Source organism: Streptomyces sp. SID8352, assembly GCF_009862265.1.
Lineage (GTDB): Bacteria > Actinomycetota > Actinomycetes > Streptomycetales > Streptomycetaceae > Streptomyces.
This window is the reverse complement of the sequence record NZ_WWGX01000030.1, coordinates 234,848-255,062: the sequence shown is the minus strand read 5'-3', so window position 1 is coordinate 255,062 and position 20,215 is coordinate 234,848. Positions and strand designations below refer to the sequence as shown.

General features: G+C 73.9%; 12 protein-coding genes. 5 read left to right on the top strand and 7 right to left on the bottom strand.

Annotated elements, in window-relative coordinates; genetic code table 11:
- Positions 1-43 precede the first annotated feature (43 nt).
- Positions 44-2,353, top strand: coding sequence for a heavy metal translocating P-type ATPase (locus GTY84_RS10385; RefSeq protein ID WP_161225862.1), 2,310 nt, complete (start codon positions 44-46; stop codon positions 2,351-2,353).
- A gap of 733 nt (positions 2,354-3,086) precedes the next feature.
- Here the strand turns inward: GTY84_RS10385 and GTY84_RS10380 are convergent.
- Positions 3,087-4,376: a citrate synthase gene (locus GTY84_RS10380; protein WP_161225861.1), complete on the bottom strand. Its 1,290-nt coding sequence runs from the start codon at positions 4,374-4,376 to the stop codon at positions 3,087-3,089.
- A 263-nt stretch (positions 4,377-4,639) separates the two neighbouring features.
- Positions 4,640-6,889: an ATP-dependent RecD-like DNA helicase gene (locus GTY84_RS10375; protein ID WP_161225860.1), complete on the bottom strand. Its 2,250-nt coding sequence runs from the start codon at positions 6,887-6,889 to the stop codon at positions 4,640-4,642.
- A gap of 275 nt (positions 6,890-7,164) precedes the next feature.
- Between GTY84_RS10375 and GTY84_RS10370 the strand changes: the two genes are divergently transcribed.
- Together GTY84_RS10370 and GTY84_RS10365 are read left to right on the top strand one after the other, a co-directional pair.
- Positions 7,165-8,160, top strand: a complete 996-nt coding sequence (locus tag GTY84_RS10370) for a ribokinase (RefSeq protein ID WP_161225859.1) — start codon at positions 7,165-7,167, stop codon at positions 8,158-8,160.
- An 11-nt stretch (positions 8,161-8,171) separates the two neighbouring features.
- Entirely contained in the window at positions 8,172-8,969 is a 798-nt protein-coding gene (locus tag GTY84_RS10365; protein WP_161225858.1) for a sugar phosphate isomerase/epimerase family protein, read from the top strand.
- On the opposite strand, the gene GTY84_RS32915 is transcribed toward GTY84_RS10365, so the two are convergent.
- Both GTY84_RS32915 and GTY84_RS10355 read right to left on the bottom strand, forming a co-directional pair.
- Complete coding sequence (locus GTY84_RS32915; protein WP_202550278.1) at positions 8,953-10,038, bottom strand: DUF2637 domain-containing protein; 1,086 nt, start codon at positions 10,036-10,038, stop codon at positions 8,953-8,955. The genes GTY84_RS10365 and GTY84_RS32915 overlap by 17 nt on opposite strands.
- 175 nt (positions 10,039-10,213) lie before the next feature.
- Positions 10,214-11,224, bottom strand: coding sequence for an EamA family transporter (locus tag GTY84_RS10355; protein WP_161225857.1), 1,011 nt, complete (start codon positions 11,222-11,224; stop codon positions 10,214-10,216).
- A 93-nt stretch (positions 11,225-11,317) separates the two neighbouring features.
- Here GTY84_RS10355 and GTY84_RS10350 point away from each other — a divergent pair, with 93 nt between their 5' ends.
- Positions 11,318-12,235 carry a LysR family transcriptional regulator gene (locus GTY84_RS10350; RefSeq protein ID WP_161225856.1) on the top strand — a complete coding sequence of 306 codons (918 nt, stop codon included), beginning with the start codon at positions 11,318-11,320 and terminating at the stop codon, positions 12,233-12,235.
- Between the two features lie 193 nt (positions 12,236-12,428).
- A complete protein-coding gene (locus GTY84_RS10345; RefSeq protein WP_161225855.1) occupies positions 12,429-14,273 on the top strand; it encodes a glycoside hydrolase family 3 protein in 1,845 nt (614 codons plus the stop codon).
- 185 nt (positions 14,274-14,458) lie between these two features.
- Here GTY84_RS10345 and GTY84_RS10340 read toward each other — a convergent pair whose 3' ends face one another.
- The 3 genes from GTY84_RS10340 to GTY84_RS10330 form a co-directional block, all read right to left on the bottom strand.
- Positions 14,459-15,883, bottom strand: coding sequence for a S28 family serine protease (locus tag GTY84_RS10340; protein WP_161225854.1), 1,425 nt, complete (start codon positions 15,881-15,883; stop codon positions 14,459-14,461).
- A 76-nt stretch (positions 15,884-15,959) separates the two neighbouring features.
- Entirely contained in the window at positions 15,960-16,349 is a 390-nt protein-coding gene (locus GTY84_RS10335) for a hypothetical protein (protein ID WP_345943396.1), read from the bottom strand.
- A gap of 96 nt (positions 16,350-16,445) precedes the next feature.
- The gene (locus tag GTY84_RS10330) at positions 16,446-20,165 is read right to left on the bottom strand and encodes an ABC transporter ATP-binding protein (protein WP_161225853.1); all 3,720 of its coding nucleotides are present in this window, start codon (positions 20,163-20,165) and stop codon (positions 16,446-16,448) included.
- Positions 20,166-20,215 lie beyond the last annotated feature (50 nt).

Here is a 20,215-nt window from a genome sequence, read left to right as displayed (position 1 = left end):
GCGGACACCGCCCCGGTCCGGTCGGCCGTCTGGAGCAGTGAGCATGACGACCACCACAGGTGAACCGACCGGCTCCGCCACCCCCGGTGCCGCCCCGGCCGACGGGCCGGAGCGCGCCGAGGTCGAGCTGCGCATCGGGGGCATGACCTGCGCCTCCTGCGCGGCCCGGGTGGAGAAGAAGCTCAACCGCATGGACGGCGTCACCGCCACCGTGAACTACGCGACGGAGAAGGCCCGCGTCTCCTACCCGGCGTCGACCGGCGTGGACGACCTGATCGCCACCGTCGTCCGCACCGGGTACTCGGCCGAGCCGCCGCCCGCGCCCGCTCCCCCGCCCGCCCCCTCCTCCGGGGACGCGGACGCGTCCGGGCCCAGTGCCGGGTCCGGGGCCGGGGAGGACGACCGCGAGACGACCGGCCTGCGGCAGCGGCTGATCGTCTCCGGGCTGCTGGCCCTGCCCGTCGTCCTGCTGGCGATGGTCCCGCCGCTCCAGTTCGACAACTGGCAGTGGCTCTCGCTGACCCTGACCGCGCCCGTGGTCGTCTGGGGCGGACTGCCCTTCCACCGCGCCGCCTGGGCCAACGCCCGGCACGGCGCGGCCACCATGGACACGCTGATCTCGCTGGGCACCCTGGCGGCGTTCGGCTGGTCGCTGTGGGCGCTGTTCTTCGGGGACGCCGGGATGCCCGGCATGCGCCACGGCTTCGACCTCACCGTCTCCCGCACCGACGGCTCCTCCCTGATCTACCTGGAGGCCGCCGCCGGTGTCACCGCCTTCCTGCTGCTCGGCCGCTGGATGGAGGCCCGCTCCAAGCGCCGCGCCGGTGCCGCGCTGCGGGCGCTGATGGAGCTGGGCGCCAAGGACGTGGCCGTCCTGCGGGACGGGCGGGAGGTGCGTGTCCCCGTCTCGGCGCTGGCCGTCGGCGACCGCTTCGTCGTCCGGCCCGGCGAGAAGATCGCGACCGACGGCACCGTCGTCGAGGGCCGCTCGGCCGTGGACTCCGCGCTGCTGACCGGCGAATCGGTGCCGGTGGACGTGTCCGTCGGGGACACCGTCACCGGCGCCACCGTCAACGCCGGGGGCCGGCTGGTCGTCGAGGCGACCCGGGTCGGCTCCGACACCCAGCTCGCCCGGATGGCGAAGCTGGTCGAGGACGCGCAGAGCGGCAAGGCCGAGGTGCAGCGGCTGGCCGACCGCATCTCCGGGATCTTCGTGCCCGTCGTGCTGCTCATCGCCGCCGGCACCTTCGGCACCTGGCTGGGCGTCACCGGCGACACCGCCGCCGCGTTCACCGCGGCCGTCGCCGTCCTGATCATCGCCTGCCCCTGCGCCCTGGGCCTCGCCACTCCGACCGCGCTGCTGGTCGGCACCGGGCGCGGCGCCCAGCTCGGCATCCTCATCAAGGGCCCCGAGGTGCTGGAGTCCACCCGCCGCGCCGACACCGTCGTCCTGGACAAGACCGGCACCGTCACCACCGGCCGGATGACCCTGCACGAGGTGTACGCCGCCGACGGCACCGACGAGCGCGAGCTGCTGCGGTACGCGGGCGCCGTCGAGCACGCCTCCGAACACCCGGTGGCCCGCGCGGTCGCCGCCGGTGCCGAGGAGCGGGTCGGCGCGCTGCCCGCCGTCGAGGACTTCGCCAACGTGCCCGGCCGGGGCGTGCGCGGGCGCGTGGAGGGTCACGAGGTGACCGTGGGGCGGCTGCACGAGGCGGTGCCGCCCGAGGTGGCCCGCGCGGCGGACCGGGCCGAGCGGGACGGCCGTACGGCCGTCGTGGTCGGCTGGGACGGGGTGGCACGCGGTGTCGTGGCCGTCGCGGACGCCGTCAAGGAGACCAGCGCCGAGGCGGTGGCCGAACTGCGCCGCCTGGGCCTCACCCCGGTGCTGCTGACCGGTGACAACCGGCGCGTCGCCGAGGCGGTGGCGGCCGAGGTCGGCATCGACGAGGTGATCGCGGAGGTGCTGCCCGAGGAGAAGGTCGAGGTCGTGCGGCGGCTGCGGGCCGAGGGGCGCACCGTCGCCATGGTCGGTGACGGGGTCAACGACGCCGCCGCGCTCGCCACCGCCGACCTGGGCCTGGCCATGGGCACCGGGACGGACGCCGCGATCGAGGCGAGCGACCTGACCCTGGTCCGGGGCGATCTGCGGGTGGCCGCCGACGCGATCCGGCTCTCCCGGCGGACCCTCGCCACGATCAAGGGCAACCTCGTCTGGGCCTTCGGCTACAACGTGGCCGCGCTGCCGCTGGCCGCGGCCGGGCTGCTGAACCCGATGATCGCCGGGGCGGCCATGGCCTTCTCGTCCGTCTTCGTGGTCACCAACAGCCTGCGGCTCCGCGCGTTCCGCTGAGACCGAAGCCGATCCGTGGCCTGGGACCCCTGGAGTCCGGAACCGACCTCACATAAGCTCTTCACAAGGCTCGCGCATCTTCCTTACGCTGGGCCCCGATCGACGTATTGGGGTCTTGCGAATTTAACGGACATATGCAAGAGACGCAGATCACAGTGATGCGAACGTAACCATCGAAGGGGTTCGAAGGTCTAAGTTGGCGATGTCGGGGAGCGTCTTGGGGGGCGCGAACCGGCATCTGGAGATGTCTTGGGGGACGTCTTCCAGAGTTGCGTTGCCGGGACACGTACACCGGGAAGCTTTGAGCGGCCCTCCCGGGTGCGCTGTCCCGGCAGACCGCACCATCGCCGTACGTTCGCAGCACACAAGAGTACGGCGGGTTCGCCCGCCGTACTCGACACAGCGATTCAGGCGCTGTCCTCACAGACGCCCGGCCGGATCCCGTGGGGGGAATCCGCACCGGGACATGGGAAGGCGCCCTGGTCGTCGGCCCGTGGGGGGACCGGCGCCGGGGCGCCTTCTGCTGTCCGCGTCCGGTACGCCCGCGCCCACGCGTCTCCGCCTCCGCCCCCACCGTCACCCCGCCCCGCGACGCGCCACCGCCGCGCGCCCACTGCCAACCGCTCCGTTCCGGCCATCGCGCCCGCCGCTCCCCCGCACACGGCGAAAGGGTCCCGTACCGCGCGGTGTGCGGTACGGGACCCAGGTTCGCCGGTGAGGTGAGCGGTGGGGCTCAGCGCTCCTCGACGGGGAGGAAGTCGCGCTCGACGACCCCCGTGTAGATCTGGCGCGGGCGGCCGATGCGGGAGCCCGGCTCCTTGATCATCTCGTGCCACTGGGCGATCCAGCCCGGCAGCCGGCCGAGGGCGAACAGGACCGTGAACATCTCGGTCGGGAAGCCCATGGCCCGGTAGATCAGGCCCGTGTAGAAGTCGACGTTCGGGTAGAGGCTGCGCGAGACGAAGTAGTCGTCGGAGAGCGCGTGCTCCTCCAGCTTCAGGGCGATGTCCAGCAGTTCGTCGGACTTGCCGAGGGCGGAGAGCACATCGTGGGCGGCGGCCTTGATGATCTTGGCGCGCGGGTCGAAGTTCTTGTAGACCCGGTGGCCGAAGCCCATCAGCCGGACGCCGTCCTCCTTGTTCTTCACCTTGCGGATGAAGGAGTCGACGTCGCCGCCCGCGTCGCGGATGCCCTCCAGCATCTCCAGCACCGACTGGTTGGCGCCGCCGTGCAGCGGGCCCCACAGCGCGTTGATGCCGGCGGAGATCGAGGCGAACATGTTCGCCTGGGAGGAGCCCACCAGACGGACCGTGGAGGTCGAGCAGTTCTGCTCGTGGTCCGCGTGCAGGATGAGCAGCTTGTCCAGCGCCGCGACGACGATCGGGTCGGGCTCGTACTCCTGCGCCGGCACCGAGAACGTCATGCGCAGGAAGTTCTCGACGTAGCCGAGGTCGTTGCGCGGGTAGACGAACGGGTGGCCGATCGACTTCTTGTAGGCGTAGGCCGCGATCGTCGGAAGCTTGGCGAGCAGCCGGATGGTGGAGAGGTTGCGCTGGCGCTCGTCGAACGGATTGTGGCTGTCCTGGTAGAACGTGGACAGGGCGGAGACGACCGACGACAGCATCGCCATCGGGTGGGCGTCGCGCGGGAAGCCCGTGTAGAAGTTCTTGACGTCCTCGTGCAGCAGGGTGTGCTGCGTGATCTCGCCCTTGAACGCGGCGAGCTCGTCGACGGTCGGCAGCTCACCGTTGATCAGCAGGTAGGCGACCTCCACGAAGGAGGAGCGCTCGGCGAGCTGCTCGATCGGGTAGCCGCGGTAGCGGAGGATGCCGCCCTCGCCGTCCAGGTACGTAATCGCGGATTTGTAGGCGGCGGTGTTCCCGTATCCGCTGTCCAGCGTCACCAGACCGGTCTGGGCGCGGAGCTTCCCGATGTCGAAGCCCTTGTCGCCGACGGTGCTGTCGATCACCGGGTAGGTGTACTCGTCGTCGCCGTACCGCAGTACTACAGAGTTGTCGCTCACGTCTTCCCTCACCGACGTAGTGCCTCATCTTCGAGGTGCCCTGACTGTCTCTACCATCCCCCACTTGGCTCAGGAGAGTGCACTCGGGGTCGACCATAGGGCCTATTGGCGGCACTGAGTGCCGCCAACTTGCCCATCCTGCCCGTTCCTTCCGGCTTCCGGAAGGGCACTGTGACCTTTACGACTCATTTGATCGATCATTTCCCCCCGAACGATGCGACGGACGGCACGGAGGGCGGTGCGGCGGCCGGTCGCGGACCGGTTCAGTGGCCGCGGAGCCGGAAGTCCAGCGCCGTGCAGCGGCGGCCCGCGGAGACCGTGCGCACCGCCTGCCCGAGGGCGCGCCGCGAGCCGACCAGGACCACCAGCCGCTTGGCCCGGGTGACCGCCGTGTACAGCAGGTTCCGCTGGAGCATCATCCAGGCGCCGGTGGTCACGGGGATGACCACCGCCGGGTACTCGCTGCCCTGGGAGCGGTGGATGGTGACCGCGTAGGCGTGGGCCAGCTCGTCCAGTTCGTCGAAGTCGTACGGCACCTCCTCGTCCTCGTCGGTGCGGACGGTGAGGCGCTGCTCGACCGGGTCGAGGGAGGTGACGACGCCGACGGTGCCGTTGAAGACGCCGTTCTCGCCCTTGTCGTAGTTGTTGCGGATCTGGGTCACCTTGTCCCCGACCCGGAACACCCGCCCGCCGAACCGCTTCTCGGGCAGGTCGGGCCGGCCCGGGGTGACCGCCTGCTGGAGCAGGCCGTTCAGCGTGCCGGCCCCGGCCGGGCCCCGGTGCATGGGCGCGAGCACCTGGATGTCGCGCCGGGGGTCGAGCCCGAACCTGGCCGGAATGCGACGGGCCGCCACGTCCACGGTGAGCCGTCCGGCCTCCTCCGTGTCGTCCTCGACGAAGAGGAAGAAGTCCTTCATGCCGTCGGTGAGCGGATGCTGCCCCGCGTTGATCCGGTGGGCGTTGGTCACCACCCCGGACTGCTGTGCCTGGCGGAACACCCGGGTGAGCCGGACCGCCGGGACGGGTCCGCCCTCGGCCAGCAGGTCCCGGAGCACCTCGCCCGCCCCGACGCTGGGGAGTTGGTCGACGTCCCCGACGAAGAGGAGATGGGCGCCCGGGGGCACCGCCTTGACCAGCTTGTTCGCGAGCAGCAGGTCGAGCATGGACGCCTCGTCGACGACCACGAGGTCGGCGTCGAGCGGCCGGTCCCGGTCGTAGGCGGCGTCACCGCCCGGCCTCAGCTCCAGCAGCCGGTGCACGGTGGACGCCTCGGCCCCGGTCAGCTCCGCGAGCCGCTTGGCGGCACGGCCGGTCGGGGCGGCGAGGACGACCTTGGCCCGCCTGGCGCGGGCCAGCTCCACGATCGAGCGCACCGTGAAGGACTTGCCGCAGCCGGGACCGCCGGTGAGGACGGCGACCTTCCGGGTCAGCGCCAGCCGTACGGCGGCCTCCTGTTCGGGGGCGAGATCGGTGCGGGTACGGCCCTTCAGCCAGGCGAGCGCCTTGTCCCAGTCCACGTCGCGGAAGGCGGGCATCCGGTCCTCCTCGGTCCGCAGCAGCCGGGTGAGCTGGGCGGACAGGGAGAGTTCGGCGCGGTGGAAGGGGACGAGGTAGACGGCGGTGACCGGCTCCCCACCGTCCGGACCGGGCACCCGCTCCCGCACCACCCCGGGGTCCTCCCCCTCCGGTGCGGCGGCCAGGTCCGCGAGGCACTCGATGACCAGGCCGGTGTCCACCTGGAGCAGCTTCACCGCGTCCGAGATCAGCCGTTCCTCGGGGAGGTAGCAGTGGCCCTGGTCGGTGGCCTGCGAGAGCGCGTACTGGAGCCCGGCCCGCACCCGGTCCGGGCTGTCGTGCGGGATGCCGACGGACCGGGCGATCCGGTCGGCGGTGAGGAAGCCGATGCCCCAGACGTCGGCGGCGAGGCGGTAGGGCTGGTCCCTGACCACGGAGATGGAGGCGTCCCCGTACTTCTTGTAGATGCGCACCGCGATCGACGTCGACACCTCGACGGTCTGGAGGAACAGCATCACCTCCTTGATCGCCTTCTGCTCCTCCCACGCCTCCGCGATCCGCTTCGTCCGCTTGGGGCCGAGCCCGGGGACCTCGATGAGCCGCTTGGGCTCCTCCTCGATCACGGTGAGCGTGTCCACCCCGAAGTGCTGGGTGATGCGGTCCGCGAAGACCGGCCCGATGCCCTTGACCAGGCCGGAGCCGAGGTAGCGGCGGATGCCCTGGACGGTGGCCGGCAGGACGGTCGTGTAGTTCTCCACGTGGAACTGCTTGCCGTACTGCGGGTGCGAGCCCCAGCGGCCCTCCATTCGCAGGGACTCCCCCACCTGCGCCCCGAGCAGCGCCCCGACGACCGTGAGCAGGTCGCCCGCGCCCCGGCCGGTGTCCACCCGGGCGACGGTGTAGCCGTTCTCCTCGTTGGCGTAGGTGACGCGCTCCAGGACGCCTTCGAGGACGGCGAGCCGGCGCTCGCCCGGGGCCGCTGCGGGCTGGTTGGACATGGCCCGACGGTACCGGTGGCCGGTGACATCCCGGGCGGGGACCGGTGCTTTCCCCGCGCGGAGGCGGCGGGGCCGGGGCCTCGGCGGGGAGGGGTGGTCGGAAAATGCGTGAACACTTCGGGCCGAAGTGTTCACGCATGACGAAAGGGTCCCGGGGGCCGGGGGGCCTCCGGGCCGCGCTTCCCCGGATCGGCGGGCCCGGACGGGGCAGGATCGCGGTGGGCGGAAGGCGCGCGGCCGGACCGCGCGGGGACCGCGGGGACGAGGAGGGGCTCATGTACGACTACGACCTGCTGGTCGTGGGGTCGGCCAACGCCGATCTGGTGATCGGCGTCGAGCGGCGGCCGGGCGCCGGGGAGACGGTGCTCGGCTCCGACCTGGTGGTCCATCCGGGTGGCAAGGGCGCCAACCAGGCCGTGGCCGCCGCCCGGCTCGGCGCGCGCACCGCGCTGCTGGCCCGGGTGGGCGACGACGGCCACGGGCGGCTGCTGCTCGGCTCCCTGCGGGCGGCCGGGGTGGACACGTCCGGGGTGCTGACGGGCGGGGCGCCGACCGGCGTCGCGCTGATCACCGTCGATCCGTCCGGGGACAACAGCATCGTGGTGTCGCCGGGCGCCAACGGGCGTTTGGCCCCGGAGGACGTCCGGGCGGCCGGGGGCCTCCTGCGGGCCTCCCGGGTGGTGTCGGCGCAGCTGGAGATCCCGCCGGGGACCGTCGCGGAGGTGGTCCGGGCTCTGGCGCCGGGCAGCCGCTTCGTGCTCAACCCGTCGCCGCCCCGGCCGCTGCCGCCGGAGGTCCTGGCGGCCTGCGACCCGCTGATCGTCAACGAGCACGAGGCGCGGGTCCTCCTCGGCGCGGACGGGGCGGGCGGCGGGCCGGAGGAATGGGCCCGGGGCCTGCTGGCCACGGGGCCGCGCTCGGTGGTCGTCACGCTCGGGGCCGAGGGCGCGCTGACGGCGTCGGCGGCCGGGGAGGTGCACCGGGTCCCCGCCGTGCGGGTGGACGCGGTGGACACCACCGGCGCGGGCGACGCGTTCACGGCGGCGCTGGCCTGGCGGCTCGGCGCCGGCGACCCGCTCCCCGTCGCGGCGGCCCACGCGGCCCGGGTCGGGGCGGTCGCCGTCACCCGCGCGGGCGCCCAGGCGTCCTACCCGACGGCGGCCGAGCTGGAGCCGGACGGCGCGGCGGGCCCCGCCGCGCCCGCCCGGCCGACGGCGGCTCACCGGGGCGCGCTGAGTGGCGTACGGAGTGAGCGGGCGTACGGCGGGTAGGGTGCCCCGGCATGAAGCTGGCGTTTTCCACCCTCGGACTTCCCGGACTGCCGCTCACCGATGTGCTGCCGCTCGCGACGTCCCACGGATACCACGGCGTCGAACTGCGCGCCCACCCCGAGGAGCCCGTCCACCCCGGTCTCACCCCCGGCGAACGGGCCGGCGTGGTGGCCGCGTTCCGTGCGGCGGGCCTGGAGGTGCTCGGTCTGACGGGGGGCGCGCGGGTCGCCGCGCCGGGCGACGACGGTGCGGTGATCGACGAGGTCCGCGCCCTGGTCGACCTGGCCCACGACCTGGGCGCCCCGTACGTCCGGGTGCTGCCCGGCGGGGCCGGTCCGTCGCCGGGGGAGGCGGACGCGACGGCCGCCCGGCGGCTGGGCACCGCCGCCGAGCACGCCACCGACGCGGGGGTGCGCATCCTGCTGGAGACCCATGACTCGCACCCCACCGGCGCCGACGCGATGCGCGTCCTGGGGCTGGTCGGGCACCGGCAGGTCGGCGCGCTGTGGGACGTGATGCACACCTGGCTGGGCGGTGAGCAGCCGGTCGAGTCCTTCGCGGCCCTCTCCCCGTACCTCGGCTACGTCCGGGTCAAGGACATCGCCTCCGCCGAGGACACCGCCCCGCTGCCGCTCGGGGCGGGGGTGCTGCCGCTGGCCGAGTGCGTGGAGGTGCTGTCCCGTCAGGAGTGGGACGGCTGGCTGTGCTGGGAGTACGAGAAGCGGTGGTACGGGTCGGCGGCCCCGCTGTCCGGTCTGCTGGACGGGGGCCGCCGTCATCTGGCCCGGCTGCTCACCGAGTCGGCCTGAGGGAGCCGGAGCCGCGGGGCTGCGGGAACGGGCCGGGCCGGCGGGGGGTGCGCAGCGGACGGGTGTCGCTGATCGCGTAGGTGAGGGAGGCCGCCCCCGGGTTCCGCCGGTCCGGCCCGCCGCCGGAACGCGCGGACCCGTCGGAGCCCGGCCGGCCGATCCGGGTGCCACCGGTCGTCCTCGGTGCCGGGCCGGGGGGCTGCGGGCGCGCCGCGCGGACCCGGTGGCGGCGCTTGGGTCGGCGGGGCGGGCGGGTCAGCGTGATCTGCCGGACCAGTTGCTGGAAGCAGGTCAGGGAGGCGAGACCGGGCAGGGCCGCGGCGGTGACGTCCATGGCGGTGGTGGGCGTCTGGGCGGCCACGCACAGGAACATCGCGATCAGCGAGAAGGCCAGTACCGCGCACCACGAGTGCACGGCCCGCCGGTGGTGCAGCGCCGCCCGCAGCACGGACAGCGAGGCCGCCAGCCAGGGCCCGTAGACCAGCAGCGGCCACCAGGAGACGGCGTCGGTCTGGAGCCGGGTCAGGGCGATGAAGCGGAGGGGGCCGTAGGCGACCAGTCCCCCGAAGAGGCTCACCGCCGAGGTGATGACGGTGATGGCGGCGGCGATGAGATAGCTGGCCGCGTCCCGCCCCCGGGGGCGGCGGCGCTCCCGGACCTTGCGGTGGCCGCTGCTCCGGGGGCCGCCGCGGGCGGTTCCGGCGCGCAGGCGGGGCAGGCTGGCGGTGATCTCCTGGAGGTTCTCCAGCGGAGTGCCGCGACGCGGCGGCGCGGGGGCCGGGGCGGGCGGGGGCTCCGGGTGGGGGGCGGCCTTCGGGACCTGCTCCCCCATGGCGTCCTGGAGCATGAACGCCAGTTCCTCCGCCGGGTCCCAGGACAGGCCCGGGTCGAGCGGCGGGCCGAAGTCCCCGGCGGGGGCGCGATGGCGGCCGGGACCGGTGTCGGGGGCGTACGGGCGGGCGTAGGGGCTGGAGTAGGGATCGGGGTGGGGACGGGTGTAGGGGCCCGGATACGGCTCGGGGTGGGAGGCGTGGAAGCCGGGGCCGTAGTCCGGTTCTTCGCTGTGCACGAGCTCGTCACTCGGCTCGCGAGGAGACGGACCGTTCCCTGTCGGTGGCCCGCGCGCGGGCCGGCTCGCCCTGCCGCTCTCCCCCTGTGTGTGTGGTCATGCTCCCCCTAACGCCGGGCCGCCTCATGCGGATGCGCGGCAGAAGAGTGAACGTTTTATGCACACTAGTAGGTTGTTATATGCGCGATTCACCCATATCGGTAATGTCTGATGAGTGTGCGGACGGGCGCACGGGCAGCCCGGCCGGTTCGGACTGCGGGGCCGCGGCGAGTGACGGCACCGCGGCGGCCGGCGGGCGCGCGGCGGGTGGCACCCCGGCGCGTCCGCCGCGCCGCCCGGGAACCACCGACGTCAGCGCCACGCCGCCCACCAGCAGCGCCGCCGCGCACCACCGCAGCGGTGTCACCGCCTCGTCGAGGAACACGGCCGCCGAGAGCATGCCGAAGACGGGGACGAGCAGCGAGAACGGCGCGACCGTGGAGGCCGGGTGACGGCGCAGCAGCCAGCCCCAGGCGCCGAAGCCGAGGACAGTGGCACCCCAGGCCACGTAGAGCAGCGCGCCGACGCCCGCCGGGTCCAGGGCGCGCAGGGCCGCGAGGTCCTCGGCGGGGCCCTCGGTCAGCAGCGAGAGGACCAGCAGCGGCAGCACGGGGACGGTGGAGACCCACACCATGAAGTTCAGCGCGTCGGGCGGCGCGGCCCGGCGGGTGAGGACGTTGGACACCCCCCAGGCGGCCGCCGCCGCGACCACCATCAGGAAGCCGCCCAGGGGACCCGAGGCGCCCTCGTCGACCGCCGCCACCCCGATCCCGGCCAGCGCGACCACCATGCCCGCCGCCCGCACCCGGGAGGGCCGCTCGCCCAGGAACCCCGCGGCGAACACCGCCGTGAACACGGCCTGCACCTGGAGCACCAGCGAGGACAGTCCGGCCGGCATGCCCATGTCCATACCGACGAACAGCAGGCCGAACTTGGCCACCCCCAGCGCCAGCCCCACCCCCACGATCCACTTCCACGCCACCCTCGGGCGGCCCACCAGGAACACCGCGGGGACGGCCGCCACCAGAAAGCGCAGCGCGGAGAAGAGCAGCGGGGGGAAATGGCCGAGGCCGATCTCGATGACGGTGAAGTTCACGCCCCAGAGGACGGCGACGAGCACGCCGAGGAGCAGGTGGGAGGGTCGCATACGTCGAGGATCGCCGCCCGGACCGTGAAGCACCAGCAAAGCTTGCTGCATGGTTGGATGAAGCAGCGCTGACCGATGACGAGGAGGAGCGGCATGCTCGATCTGCAGCGGCTGCGGGCCCTGCACGCGGTGTCCGTGCACGGCAGCGTCGGCGCCGCGGCCGCCGCGCTGGGCTTCACCCCGTCCGCCGTCTCCCAGCAGATCGCCAAGCTGGAGCGGGAGACCCGGACCGTCCTGCTGGAGCGGGAGGGACGCGGGGTCCGGCTCACCGACGAGGCATGGCGGCTGGCCCGCACGGCGCGCGAGCTGCTGGCCATCGTGGAGCGCGCCGAGACCGAGCTGGAGGCGGGCCGCGGGGCGCCGGAGGGGCGGCTGGCCGTCGCCGCGTTCCCGTCGGCGGCACGCGGGCTGATGCCGGGGGTGCTGGCCGAGCTGGCGGCCCGTCACCCGGCGCTGGACACCCGGCTCACCGAGGTCGACCCCCATCTCTCGGTGGACCTGGTGGCGAAGGGCGCCGTCGACCTGGTCGTGGCGCACGGCTGGGACATCGCCCCGCTGCCCGCCCCGGCCGGGGTGGAACAGGCGTGGATCGGCGACGACCTCTGCGACCTCCTGGTCCCCGAGGGGCACCGCTTCGCGGGGCGGGGCCCGGTGCGGCGGGAGGAGCTGGCCGGGGAGCGGTGGATCTGCCAGCCGCCCGGCCGGGTGTGCCACGACTGGCTGGTGCGGACCCTGCGGGAGGCCGGGTGCGAGCCGTTCATCGTCCACCGGGCCGACGAGAACCCGACCCTGGTCGCGCTGGTCGCCGCCGGGCTGGGGATCGCCCTCATCCCCCGGCTGGGCCGGGGCCCGCTGCCCGCCGGGGTGGTGGAGGTGCCGCTCGACCCGATGCCCCAGCGGCACCTGTACGCCCTCTGGCGCGAGGGCGCCGCCCGCCGTCCGGCCATCGCGGAGACCGTCCGCACGCTGCGCGCCCACTGGCCCCGCGCGACCGGTCGCCCCGCCGGCTGAGCGGGCGCGCCGGACCTCGGGAGACCCGCGCCCGACCCGTCCGGAGGCCCGCGCCGGGCCCGGCGCGGAGGCCCGCGCCGCGCGCCGTGCGGTCCCTTGACTGGCGAAAACTTCCCGGATATTGGTGACACCTCGGCAGTTTCCTTCAGCAGCTCCAGCGATTCCCCCACGGATCACTCCGGAAGGAGCGCACGTGCACCACAGCAGCACGGCCGGCCCGGGAAGCACCGCCCCGCCCTCCAGACGCACCGTCCTCGCCGCCACCGCGGGCGCCGCCGCGGTCCTCGCGGCCGGCGGCACCGCCCACGCCGGGCCCCGGCGCCCCGACGACCGGGCGCTCCGCGCGCTCGTCTCCCGCATGACGCCCCAGGAGAAGGTCGGCCAGCTCTTCGTGACGCGGGTCTACGGCCACTCCGCCACCGCCCCCGACCAGGCCGACATCGACGCCAACCTCAGGGAGACCGGCGTCCGCACCGCCGCCGAACTGATCGCCAGATACCGGGTCGGCGGCATCATCTACTTCTCCTGGGCGCACAACACCCGCGACCCGCACCAGACCGCCGACCTGTCCAACGGCATCCAGCGGGCCTCGCTCGGCCTGCCGCGCGGTCTGCCGGTGCTGATCTCCACCGACCAGGAGCACGGGATCGTGGCCCGCGTGGGACGACCCGCCACGCTCTTCCCCGGCGCCATGGCCGTCGGCGCCGGGGGCTCGCGGTCCGACGCCCGCGCCCTCGGCCGGCTCGCCGGTGCCGAGCTGCGCGCGCTGGGCATCCGCCAGGACTACGCCCCGGTCGCCGACGTGAACGTCAACCCGGCCAACCCCGTCATCGGCGTCCGCTCCTTCGGCTCCGACCCGGAGGCCGTCTCCGGTCTGGTGGCCGCCGAGGTGAAGGGCTACCAGAGCTCCGGCGTCGCCGCCTGCGCCAAGCACTTCCCCGGGCACGGGGACACCGCCACCGACAGCCACACCGGCTTCCCCGTCATCACCCACAGCCGCGAGGAGTGGGAGCGGCTGGACGCGCCGCCGTTCCGCGCGGCCGTCGCGGCCGGCATCGGCTCCGTCATGACGGCCCATCTGATGGTCCCGGCGCTCGACGGCTCCGGCGACCCGGCCACCCTCTCCCACCGCATCCTCACCGGCATCCTGCGCGGGGAACTGGGCTACGACGGCGTCGTCGTCACCGACTCCCTCGGCATGGAGGGCGTGCGGAGCAAGTACGGCGACCGGCGGGTGCCCGTGCTGGCCCTGAAGGCGGGCGTCGACCAGCTCCTCAACCCGCCGGACCTGGACCTCGCCTGGAACGCGGTGCTCCAGGCGGTGCGCGACGGCGAACTGACGGAGGAACGGCTCGACGAATCGATCCTGCGCATCCTGCGGCTGAAGGCCGGGCTCGGCCTCTTCGAGGACCCGTACACCAGCCGCCGGGACGTGGACCGCGTCGTCGGCACCCGCGCGCACCTGGCGGCGGCCGACCGGATCGCGGAGCGGACCACCACGCTGCTCGTCAACGAACGGGGCCTGCTGCCGCTGTCCCGCCGCGAGCACCGGCGGCTGCTCGTCGTAGGCGCCGACCCGGCCTCCCCGTCGGGCACCACCGGCCCGCCCACCGCCGTCCTCGCCGGGGCGCTGGCGGACCTCGGGTTCACCGCCACCGCCCTGTCCACCGGCACCGCCCCCACCGGCGCCCTCGTCGAGCAGGCGGCCGCGGCGGCGGGCGACGCGGACGCGGTGGTCGTCACCACCTACAACGTCACCGCGGGCAGCGCCCAGCGGACCCTGGTCGAGCGGCTGCTCGCCACCGGGCGGCCGGTGATCGCGGTCGCCGTCCGCAACCCCTACGACGTGGCCCAACTGCCGGGCGTTCCGGCCGTCCTGGCCGCCTACTCCTGGACGGACGTCGAGGTCCGGGCGGCGGCCCGGGTGATCGCCGGACGGGTCCGGCCGCGCGGGCGGCTGCCCGTGCCGGTGGTGCGGGCGGACGATCCCTCGGCGGTGCTCCTCCCCGTCGGGCACGGCCTGTCCTACCGGGGGTAGCCGCCCGGGAGCCGCGGCGCGGGCCGGACCTGCCCCGGCCGGGAGCGGGGCCCGGCCCGGACGGACGCGGCGGACCGGACGGCCGCCGCGGAGCCGTGCCCGGCCGACGCGGAATGGACCGCGGGAGCCGTGCCCGGCCGACGCGGGAAGAACCGCGAACCGCGTCGGCCGGGCACGGCGGGCCGCTACAGGCGCGGTCCCGGCCCGCGCCGCGGGTCGGGCCGGTCCAGCTTCGCGTCGAAGGACGCCAGCGGCCTCGCGGCCGAGGGGTCGGCCCGGACGGCGGCGGGGGTGACACCCGCCCAGTCCAGGATCCGCGCGGTGGCGAGCGTCCGCTCGTCCGGCGTCAGTCCGGCGACCCTGGCCCCGTGGTTCATGCCGGGCGCGGTCATGACGTACGCGTCGCGCGCCCCGGCGCCGAGGCGGAACGGTTCGGCGCCCCACGGGTCGTTCTCGCCGTACACGAAGAGCATCCGCCGGGCGTTGTGCCGTACCCAGGTGTCGACGTCCCGCATCGCCGACGGCTGGAACCGCATCGGGATCGACCGGGGCACGAAGATGCGCGGCGGCTGGTAGCCGTAGCGCACATACCTCTTCTCGATGTGCGGGAAGCGGATCGTCGGCGCCCCGAGTTGGGTGCCCGCCTGGTAGTAGTACGGCGTGTAGGTGGCGAGGGCCTGGTCGGTGTAGGCGGAGAAGCCGGAGACCGCGTCGAGGGTCGCCCAGATCTCGTCGTCGCCGGCGGTGCGGGCGTCGGCCGGGACGGCGGCGCAGTCCTGCGGGGTGCTGTACTGCCAGAAGCTCCAGACGTAGTCCAGGACGACGGCCTCGTAGGAGCGGTCCAGGCTGCCGGTGGTCCCGAAGGTGTACCCCTTCGCGGCGGCCACCTCGGCGTACTTCTTCTCCAGCGGCGCCCTGCGCACCAGCGCCTCGCGCTGCACGGCGTTCAGGCGGTCCCGGCACTCCTTGGTGCCGACCCGGGTGAAGAAGCGGTCGTAGGCCGAGTCCTCCGTGTTCACCACGTCGTTGGGGGCGACGTAGGCGACGACGCCGTCCATGTCCCCGGGGTGGAAGCGCTCGTAGTAGGTGGCGGTCATGCCGCCCTTGGAGCCGCCGGTGGCGATCCAGTTGCGGGGGTAGAGCGGTTTCAGGGCGGCGAACACCCGGTGCTGGTCGTCGGCGGCCTGTCTGATGTCCAGCTTGGTCCAGTCGGCCGGCGAGGGCCGGGACGGGGTGAAGAAGCGGTACTCCAGGGAGACCTGGTTGCCGTCCACGATCTGCGCCGGCTCGCTGCGGCGGGGCGCGGTGGAGACGTCGTAGCCGCTGGTGTAGAAGACCGTCGGGCGGGCGGTGTCCTTGTGCAGCACGGTGATCCGCTGCTGGAAGGTGCCCCGGGACGGGTTCCGGTGGTCGACGGGCTGGGTGTAGTTCAGTACGAAGAAGCGGTAGCCCGGGTAGGGCTTCTCCTCGATCAGGCTCATGCCCGGTACGGCGAGGAGCCGGTCCTTGATGTCGGTGGCCTCCGGCTCGGCGGCGGTCGCCGCCCCCGCCGTGCCGACGGTGCCCATGAGCATCGCCAGGGCCAGCAGCCATCTGAGCGCCTTGCGCATGCATCCTCCTGTGTAGGGATGTGCGCCGGAAGCTATCGGAGCCGGGTGCCCCCGCACCAGGCAGAGCGGCGGCGGTTCAGCACAGGATCCAGCCGGAATCGACCGATCCCGCGCCGGCGCTCCCCCGCAGCCGCACACAGCGCTGCCCCGCGTACACGGTCACCGGTCCGGCCCGGTGGGCGTACCGCCCGGCGTCGACGACGGGACGCCCGCCGCGCGCCTGCACGCCGACCGTCATCCACCGCGCCGCCCCGGGCCGCTTCGGGACGGTGAAGGCGCACACATAGCCGCCGCGCCGGTGCACGACCACCGTTCCGGTGGCGAACGGCAGGGTGCGGACCGTGCGCCCCGCGCACACCGCCCCCCGTGCCCGCGCCTCCCCCGGCGCGGCGACGGTGAGCAGCCCGGCCGCCGTCAGCACCGCCGTGCCGAACACCAGCAGCCCGCGTATGCCCGTCCCTCCCACCACGACCGCCCCTCCGTACGCGCGACGACGTTCCCCGGCGTACGCCTGTACGGACGCGCGGCCCGGCCGCTTGGTTGCCCCCGGGCCCGCCGGTGGCTACCGGACCGCGCCGACCGTCTCCCCCGGTCCGGACGCTCCGGTGAAGGTCCGCCACAGCCGGGCGTAGCGTCCGCCGAGGGCGAGCAGCTCGTCGTGGGTGCCGTCCTCGGCGACCCGCCCGCGGTCCATGACGACGACCCGGTCGGCACGGGCCGCGGTGGTCAGCCGGTGGGCGACGACCAGGGTGGTGCGGCGGCCCGCGAGCCGGTCGGTGGCCTGGTTGACCTGGGCCTCGGTGGCCAGGTCGAGGGCGGCCGTCGCCTCGTCCAAAAGCAGCACGTCCGGGTCGACCAGCTCGGCGCGGGCCAGCGCGACGAGCTGCCGCTGCCCGGCGGACAGGTTGCGTCCGCGCTCGGCGACCTCGTGCAGGTAGCCGCCCTCCAGGGTGGCGATCATCTCGTGCGCGCCGACCGCCCGGGCCGCCGCCTCCACCTCGGCGTCGGTGGCCTCGGGACGGCCGTAGGCGATGGCGTCGCGCACGGTGCCCGGGAAGAGGTAGGCCTCCTGCGGGACGACGCCCAGCCGGTGCCGGTAGGCGGTCAGGTCGAGGGTGCGCAGGTCCCGGCCGTCGGCGGTGACCCGGCCGCCGGTCGGGTCGTAGAACCGGGCGACCAGCTTGACCAGGGTCGACTTGCCCGCGCCGGTCTCCCCGACGAACGCCACGGTCTGCCCGGCCGGTATGCGCAGGTCGACCCCGCTGAGGGCCTCCTCCTCGTCGCCGTAGCTGAAGCTCACGTTCTCGAAGGCGATGTCCCCGCGCAGCTCCGGCACGTCGAGCGGCTTCCCGGGGACCCGGGTGGAGGCCGGTTCGCGCAGGAGTTCCTGGATGCGGCCCAGCGAGACGGAGGCCTGCTGGTAGCCGTCGAAGACCTGGGAGAGCTGCTGGACCGGCGCGAAGAACAGGTCGATGTAGAGCAGGTACGCCACCAGCGCGCCGGTCGTCAGCGTCGCGCCGTCGATCCGCCGGGCGCCCACGATCAGCACGGCCGCCGCCGCGGCCGACGCCAGGAGCTGCACGAACGGGAAATAGACCGAGATGAGCCACTGGCCGCGGACACGGGCGCGGCGGTAGCCGTCGCTGCGCTCGGTGAAGCGGTCCACTCCGTCCCGCTCGCGCCGGAAGGCCTGCACGATCCGCAGCCCGGCCACCGACTCCTGGAGGTCGGCGTTGACCACCGAGACCCGTTCCCGGGCCAGCTCGTACGCCTTCACGCTGGCCCGGCGGAAGTAGTACGTGGCGACGATCAGCGGCGGCAGGGTCACGAAGACCACCAGGGCGAGCTGGACGTCGATGACCAGCAGCGCGACCAGGATGCCGAAGAAGGTGACCACCGAGACGAAGGCCGTGACCAGGCCCGTCTGGAGGAACGTCGACAGGGCGTCCACGTCCGTCGTCATCCGAGTCATGATGCGGCCGGTCAGCTCGCGCTCGTAGTAGTCCAGGCCGAGCCGCTGGAGCTGCGCGAAGATCTTCAGGCGCAGGGCGTACAGGATGCGTTCGCCGGTGCGGCCGGTCATCCGGATCTCGCCGGTCTGCGCGACCCACTGGGCGAGCACCGCGAACAGGGCCAGCAGTGAGGCGGCCCAGATCGCGCCGAGCGCGAGCCGGCTGACGCCCTGGTCGATGCCGTGCCGGATCAGCACCGGGAGCAGCAGCCCGGCGCCCGCGTCGACGGCGACCAGGGCGAGGCTGATCAGCAGGGGGGCGCCGAAGCCGCGCAGCAGGCGCCGCAGTCCGTAGGAGACCTCCGGCCGCACCGCCTGCGCCTCGTCCACCTCGGGGGTGTCGACCGCCGGGGGCAGGGCCTCCACCTGGGCGAGCAGCGCGGGCGTGGCCGGGGTACCGGCGAGGGCCGGGTCCCGGGGCTGCCGTTCACCGGTCCACAGCCGGGGGGTGACCCCGCGCTCGGCGTCGAACTCCGCGTCCAGTTCGTCCCTCACCGAGGTGTCCTCGGCGGGCGCGGCGGGCCGGGAATGGCCGGGCGACACGGCGCCCAGTTCCTCGGGGTCGGTGAGCAGCCGCCGGTAGAGCGCGGAGTGCTCCTGGAGTTCTTCGTGGGTGCCGAGGGCCGCGAGACGGCCCCGGTCGAGGACGGCGATCCGGTCCGCGAGGTTCAGGGTGGAGCGGCGGTGCGCGATGAGCAGGGTGGTGCGGTCCCGCATGACCTCGCGGAGCACCTCGTGGATCTCGTGCTCGACCCGGGCGTCCACGGCGGAGGTGGCGTCGTCCAGGACCAGCAGCCTGGGGTCGGTGAGCAGGGCGCGGGCGAGCGCGACCCGCTGGCGCTGGCCGCCGGACAGGGTGAGCCCGTGCTCGCCGACCCGGGTGTCGTAGCCCTGGGGCAGTTCGCTGATGAAGCCGTGGGCCTGGGCGGCCCGCGCGGCGGCCTCGATCTCCTCGTCGGCCGCCCCGGGGCGGCCGTAGGCGATGTTGCCGCGCACGGTGTCGGAGAAGAGGAAGGAGTCCTCCGGCACCAGGCCGATCGCGGCGCGCAGCGAGTCCTGGGTCAGTTCGCGCACGTCGTGGCCGCCGATGAGCACCGCGCCCCGGGTGACGTCGTAGAAGCGCGGCAGGAGCAGGGAGACCGTGGACTTGCCGGAGCCGGAGGCGCCGACGACGGCGAGGGTCTCACCGGCCCGGATCTCCAGGGACAGGCCGTCCAGGACGGGCCGGTCGGGGGAGTATCCGAAGGACACGTCGTCGAACTCGACGGTGGCGGGGGCGTCGCCGGGGAGGTCCTTGGCGCCGTCCTCGATCGACGGCTGGGTGTCGATCAGCTCCAGGACGCGTTCGGTGCCGGCGCGGGCCTGCTGGCCGACGGTGAGGACCATCGCGAGCATCCGCACCGGGCCGACGAGCTGCGCGAGGTAGGTGGAGAAGGCGACGAAGGTGCCGAGCGTGATGTGTCCGCGCACCGCGAGCCAGCCGCCGAGGGCGAGCATGGCGACCTGGCCGAGGGCCGGCACGGCCTGGAGGGCCGGGGTGTAGGTGGCGTTCAGCCGGATGGTGCGGAGCCGTCCGGCGAAGAGCCTGCGGCCCACCTCGCGGAGCTTGCCCGTCTCCTGGTCCTCCTGCCCGAAGCCCTTCACCACGCGCACACCGCTGACGGAGCCGTCGACGACGCCCGCGACGGCCGCCGCCTGGGCCTGCGCGTACCAGGTGGCGGGATGCAGACGGGTGCGGCTGCGGCGGGCGATGATCCAGAGGGCGGGGGCGACGGCGAGGGCGACGAGGGTCAGCACCGGCGACAGCCAGGCCATGATGACCAGGGATATCAGGAAGAGCAGGATGTTCCCGATGGTCATGGGCAGCATGAACAGCAGGCTCTGGATGAGCTGGAGGTCGCTGGTGGCCCGCCCGACGACCTGCCCCGTGGACAGTTCGTCCTGCCGTCGCCCGTCGAGGCGGGTGATCGTGCCGTACATCTCGGTGCGCAGGTCGTGCTGGACGTCCAGGGCCAGCCGTCCGCCGTAGTAGCGGCGGACGTACGTCAGGACGTAGACGGCGAGCGCGGCGCCGATGAGGAGACCGGCCCAGACGGACATGTCCCGGGTCCTGGCGTCGATCACGTCGTCGATGATCACCTTGGTGATCAGCGGGACCAGCGCCATGACGGCCATGCCGGCCAGGGAGGACCCGAGCGCGAGGACGACGTCCCTGGGGTGCCGCCATGCGTAGGCGGCCAGTCGTCGTGCCCAGCCCCGTTGCGCTTCCACGCCGTGCCCTCCGGTCGGTCGTCCTGTCCCGCTGCTCTTCCGCAAGGCTG

Coding starts and splice junctions, on each gene's coding strand:
- GTY84_RS10340 (WP_161225854.1), bottom strand. CDS start 15,883: ATGCGCAAGGCGCTCAGATGGCTGCTGGCCCTGGCGATGCTCATGGGC.
- GTY84_RS10355 (WP_161225857.1), bottom strand. CDS start 11,224: ATGCGACCCTCCCACCTGCTCCTCGGCGTGCTCGTCGCCGTCCTCTGG.
- GTY84_RS10365 (WP_161225858.1), top strand. CDS start 8,172: ATGAAGCTGGCGTTTTCCACCCTCGGACTTCCCGGACTGCCGCTCACC.
- GTY84_RS10375 (WP_161225860.1), bottom strand. CDS start 6,889: ATGTCCAACCAGCCCGCAGCGGCCCCGGGCGAGCGCCGGCTCGCCGTC.
- GTY84_RS10350 (WP_161225856.1), top strand. CDS start 11,318: ATGCTCGATCTGCAGCGGCTGCGGGCCCTGCACGCGGTGTCCGTGCAC.
- GTY84_RS10370 (WP_161225859.1), top strand. CDS start 7,165: ATGTACGACTACGACCTGCTGGTCGTGGGGTCGGCCAACGCCGATCTG.
- GTY84_RS10385 (WP_161225862.1), top strand. CDS start 44: ATGACGACCACCACAGGTGAACCGACCGGCTCCGCCACCCCCGGTGCC.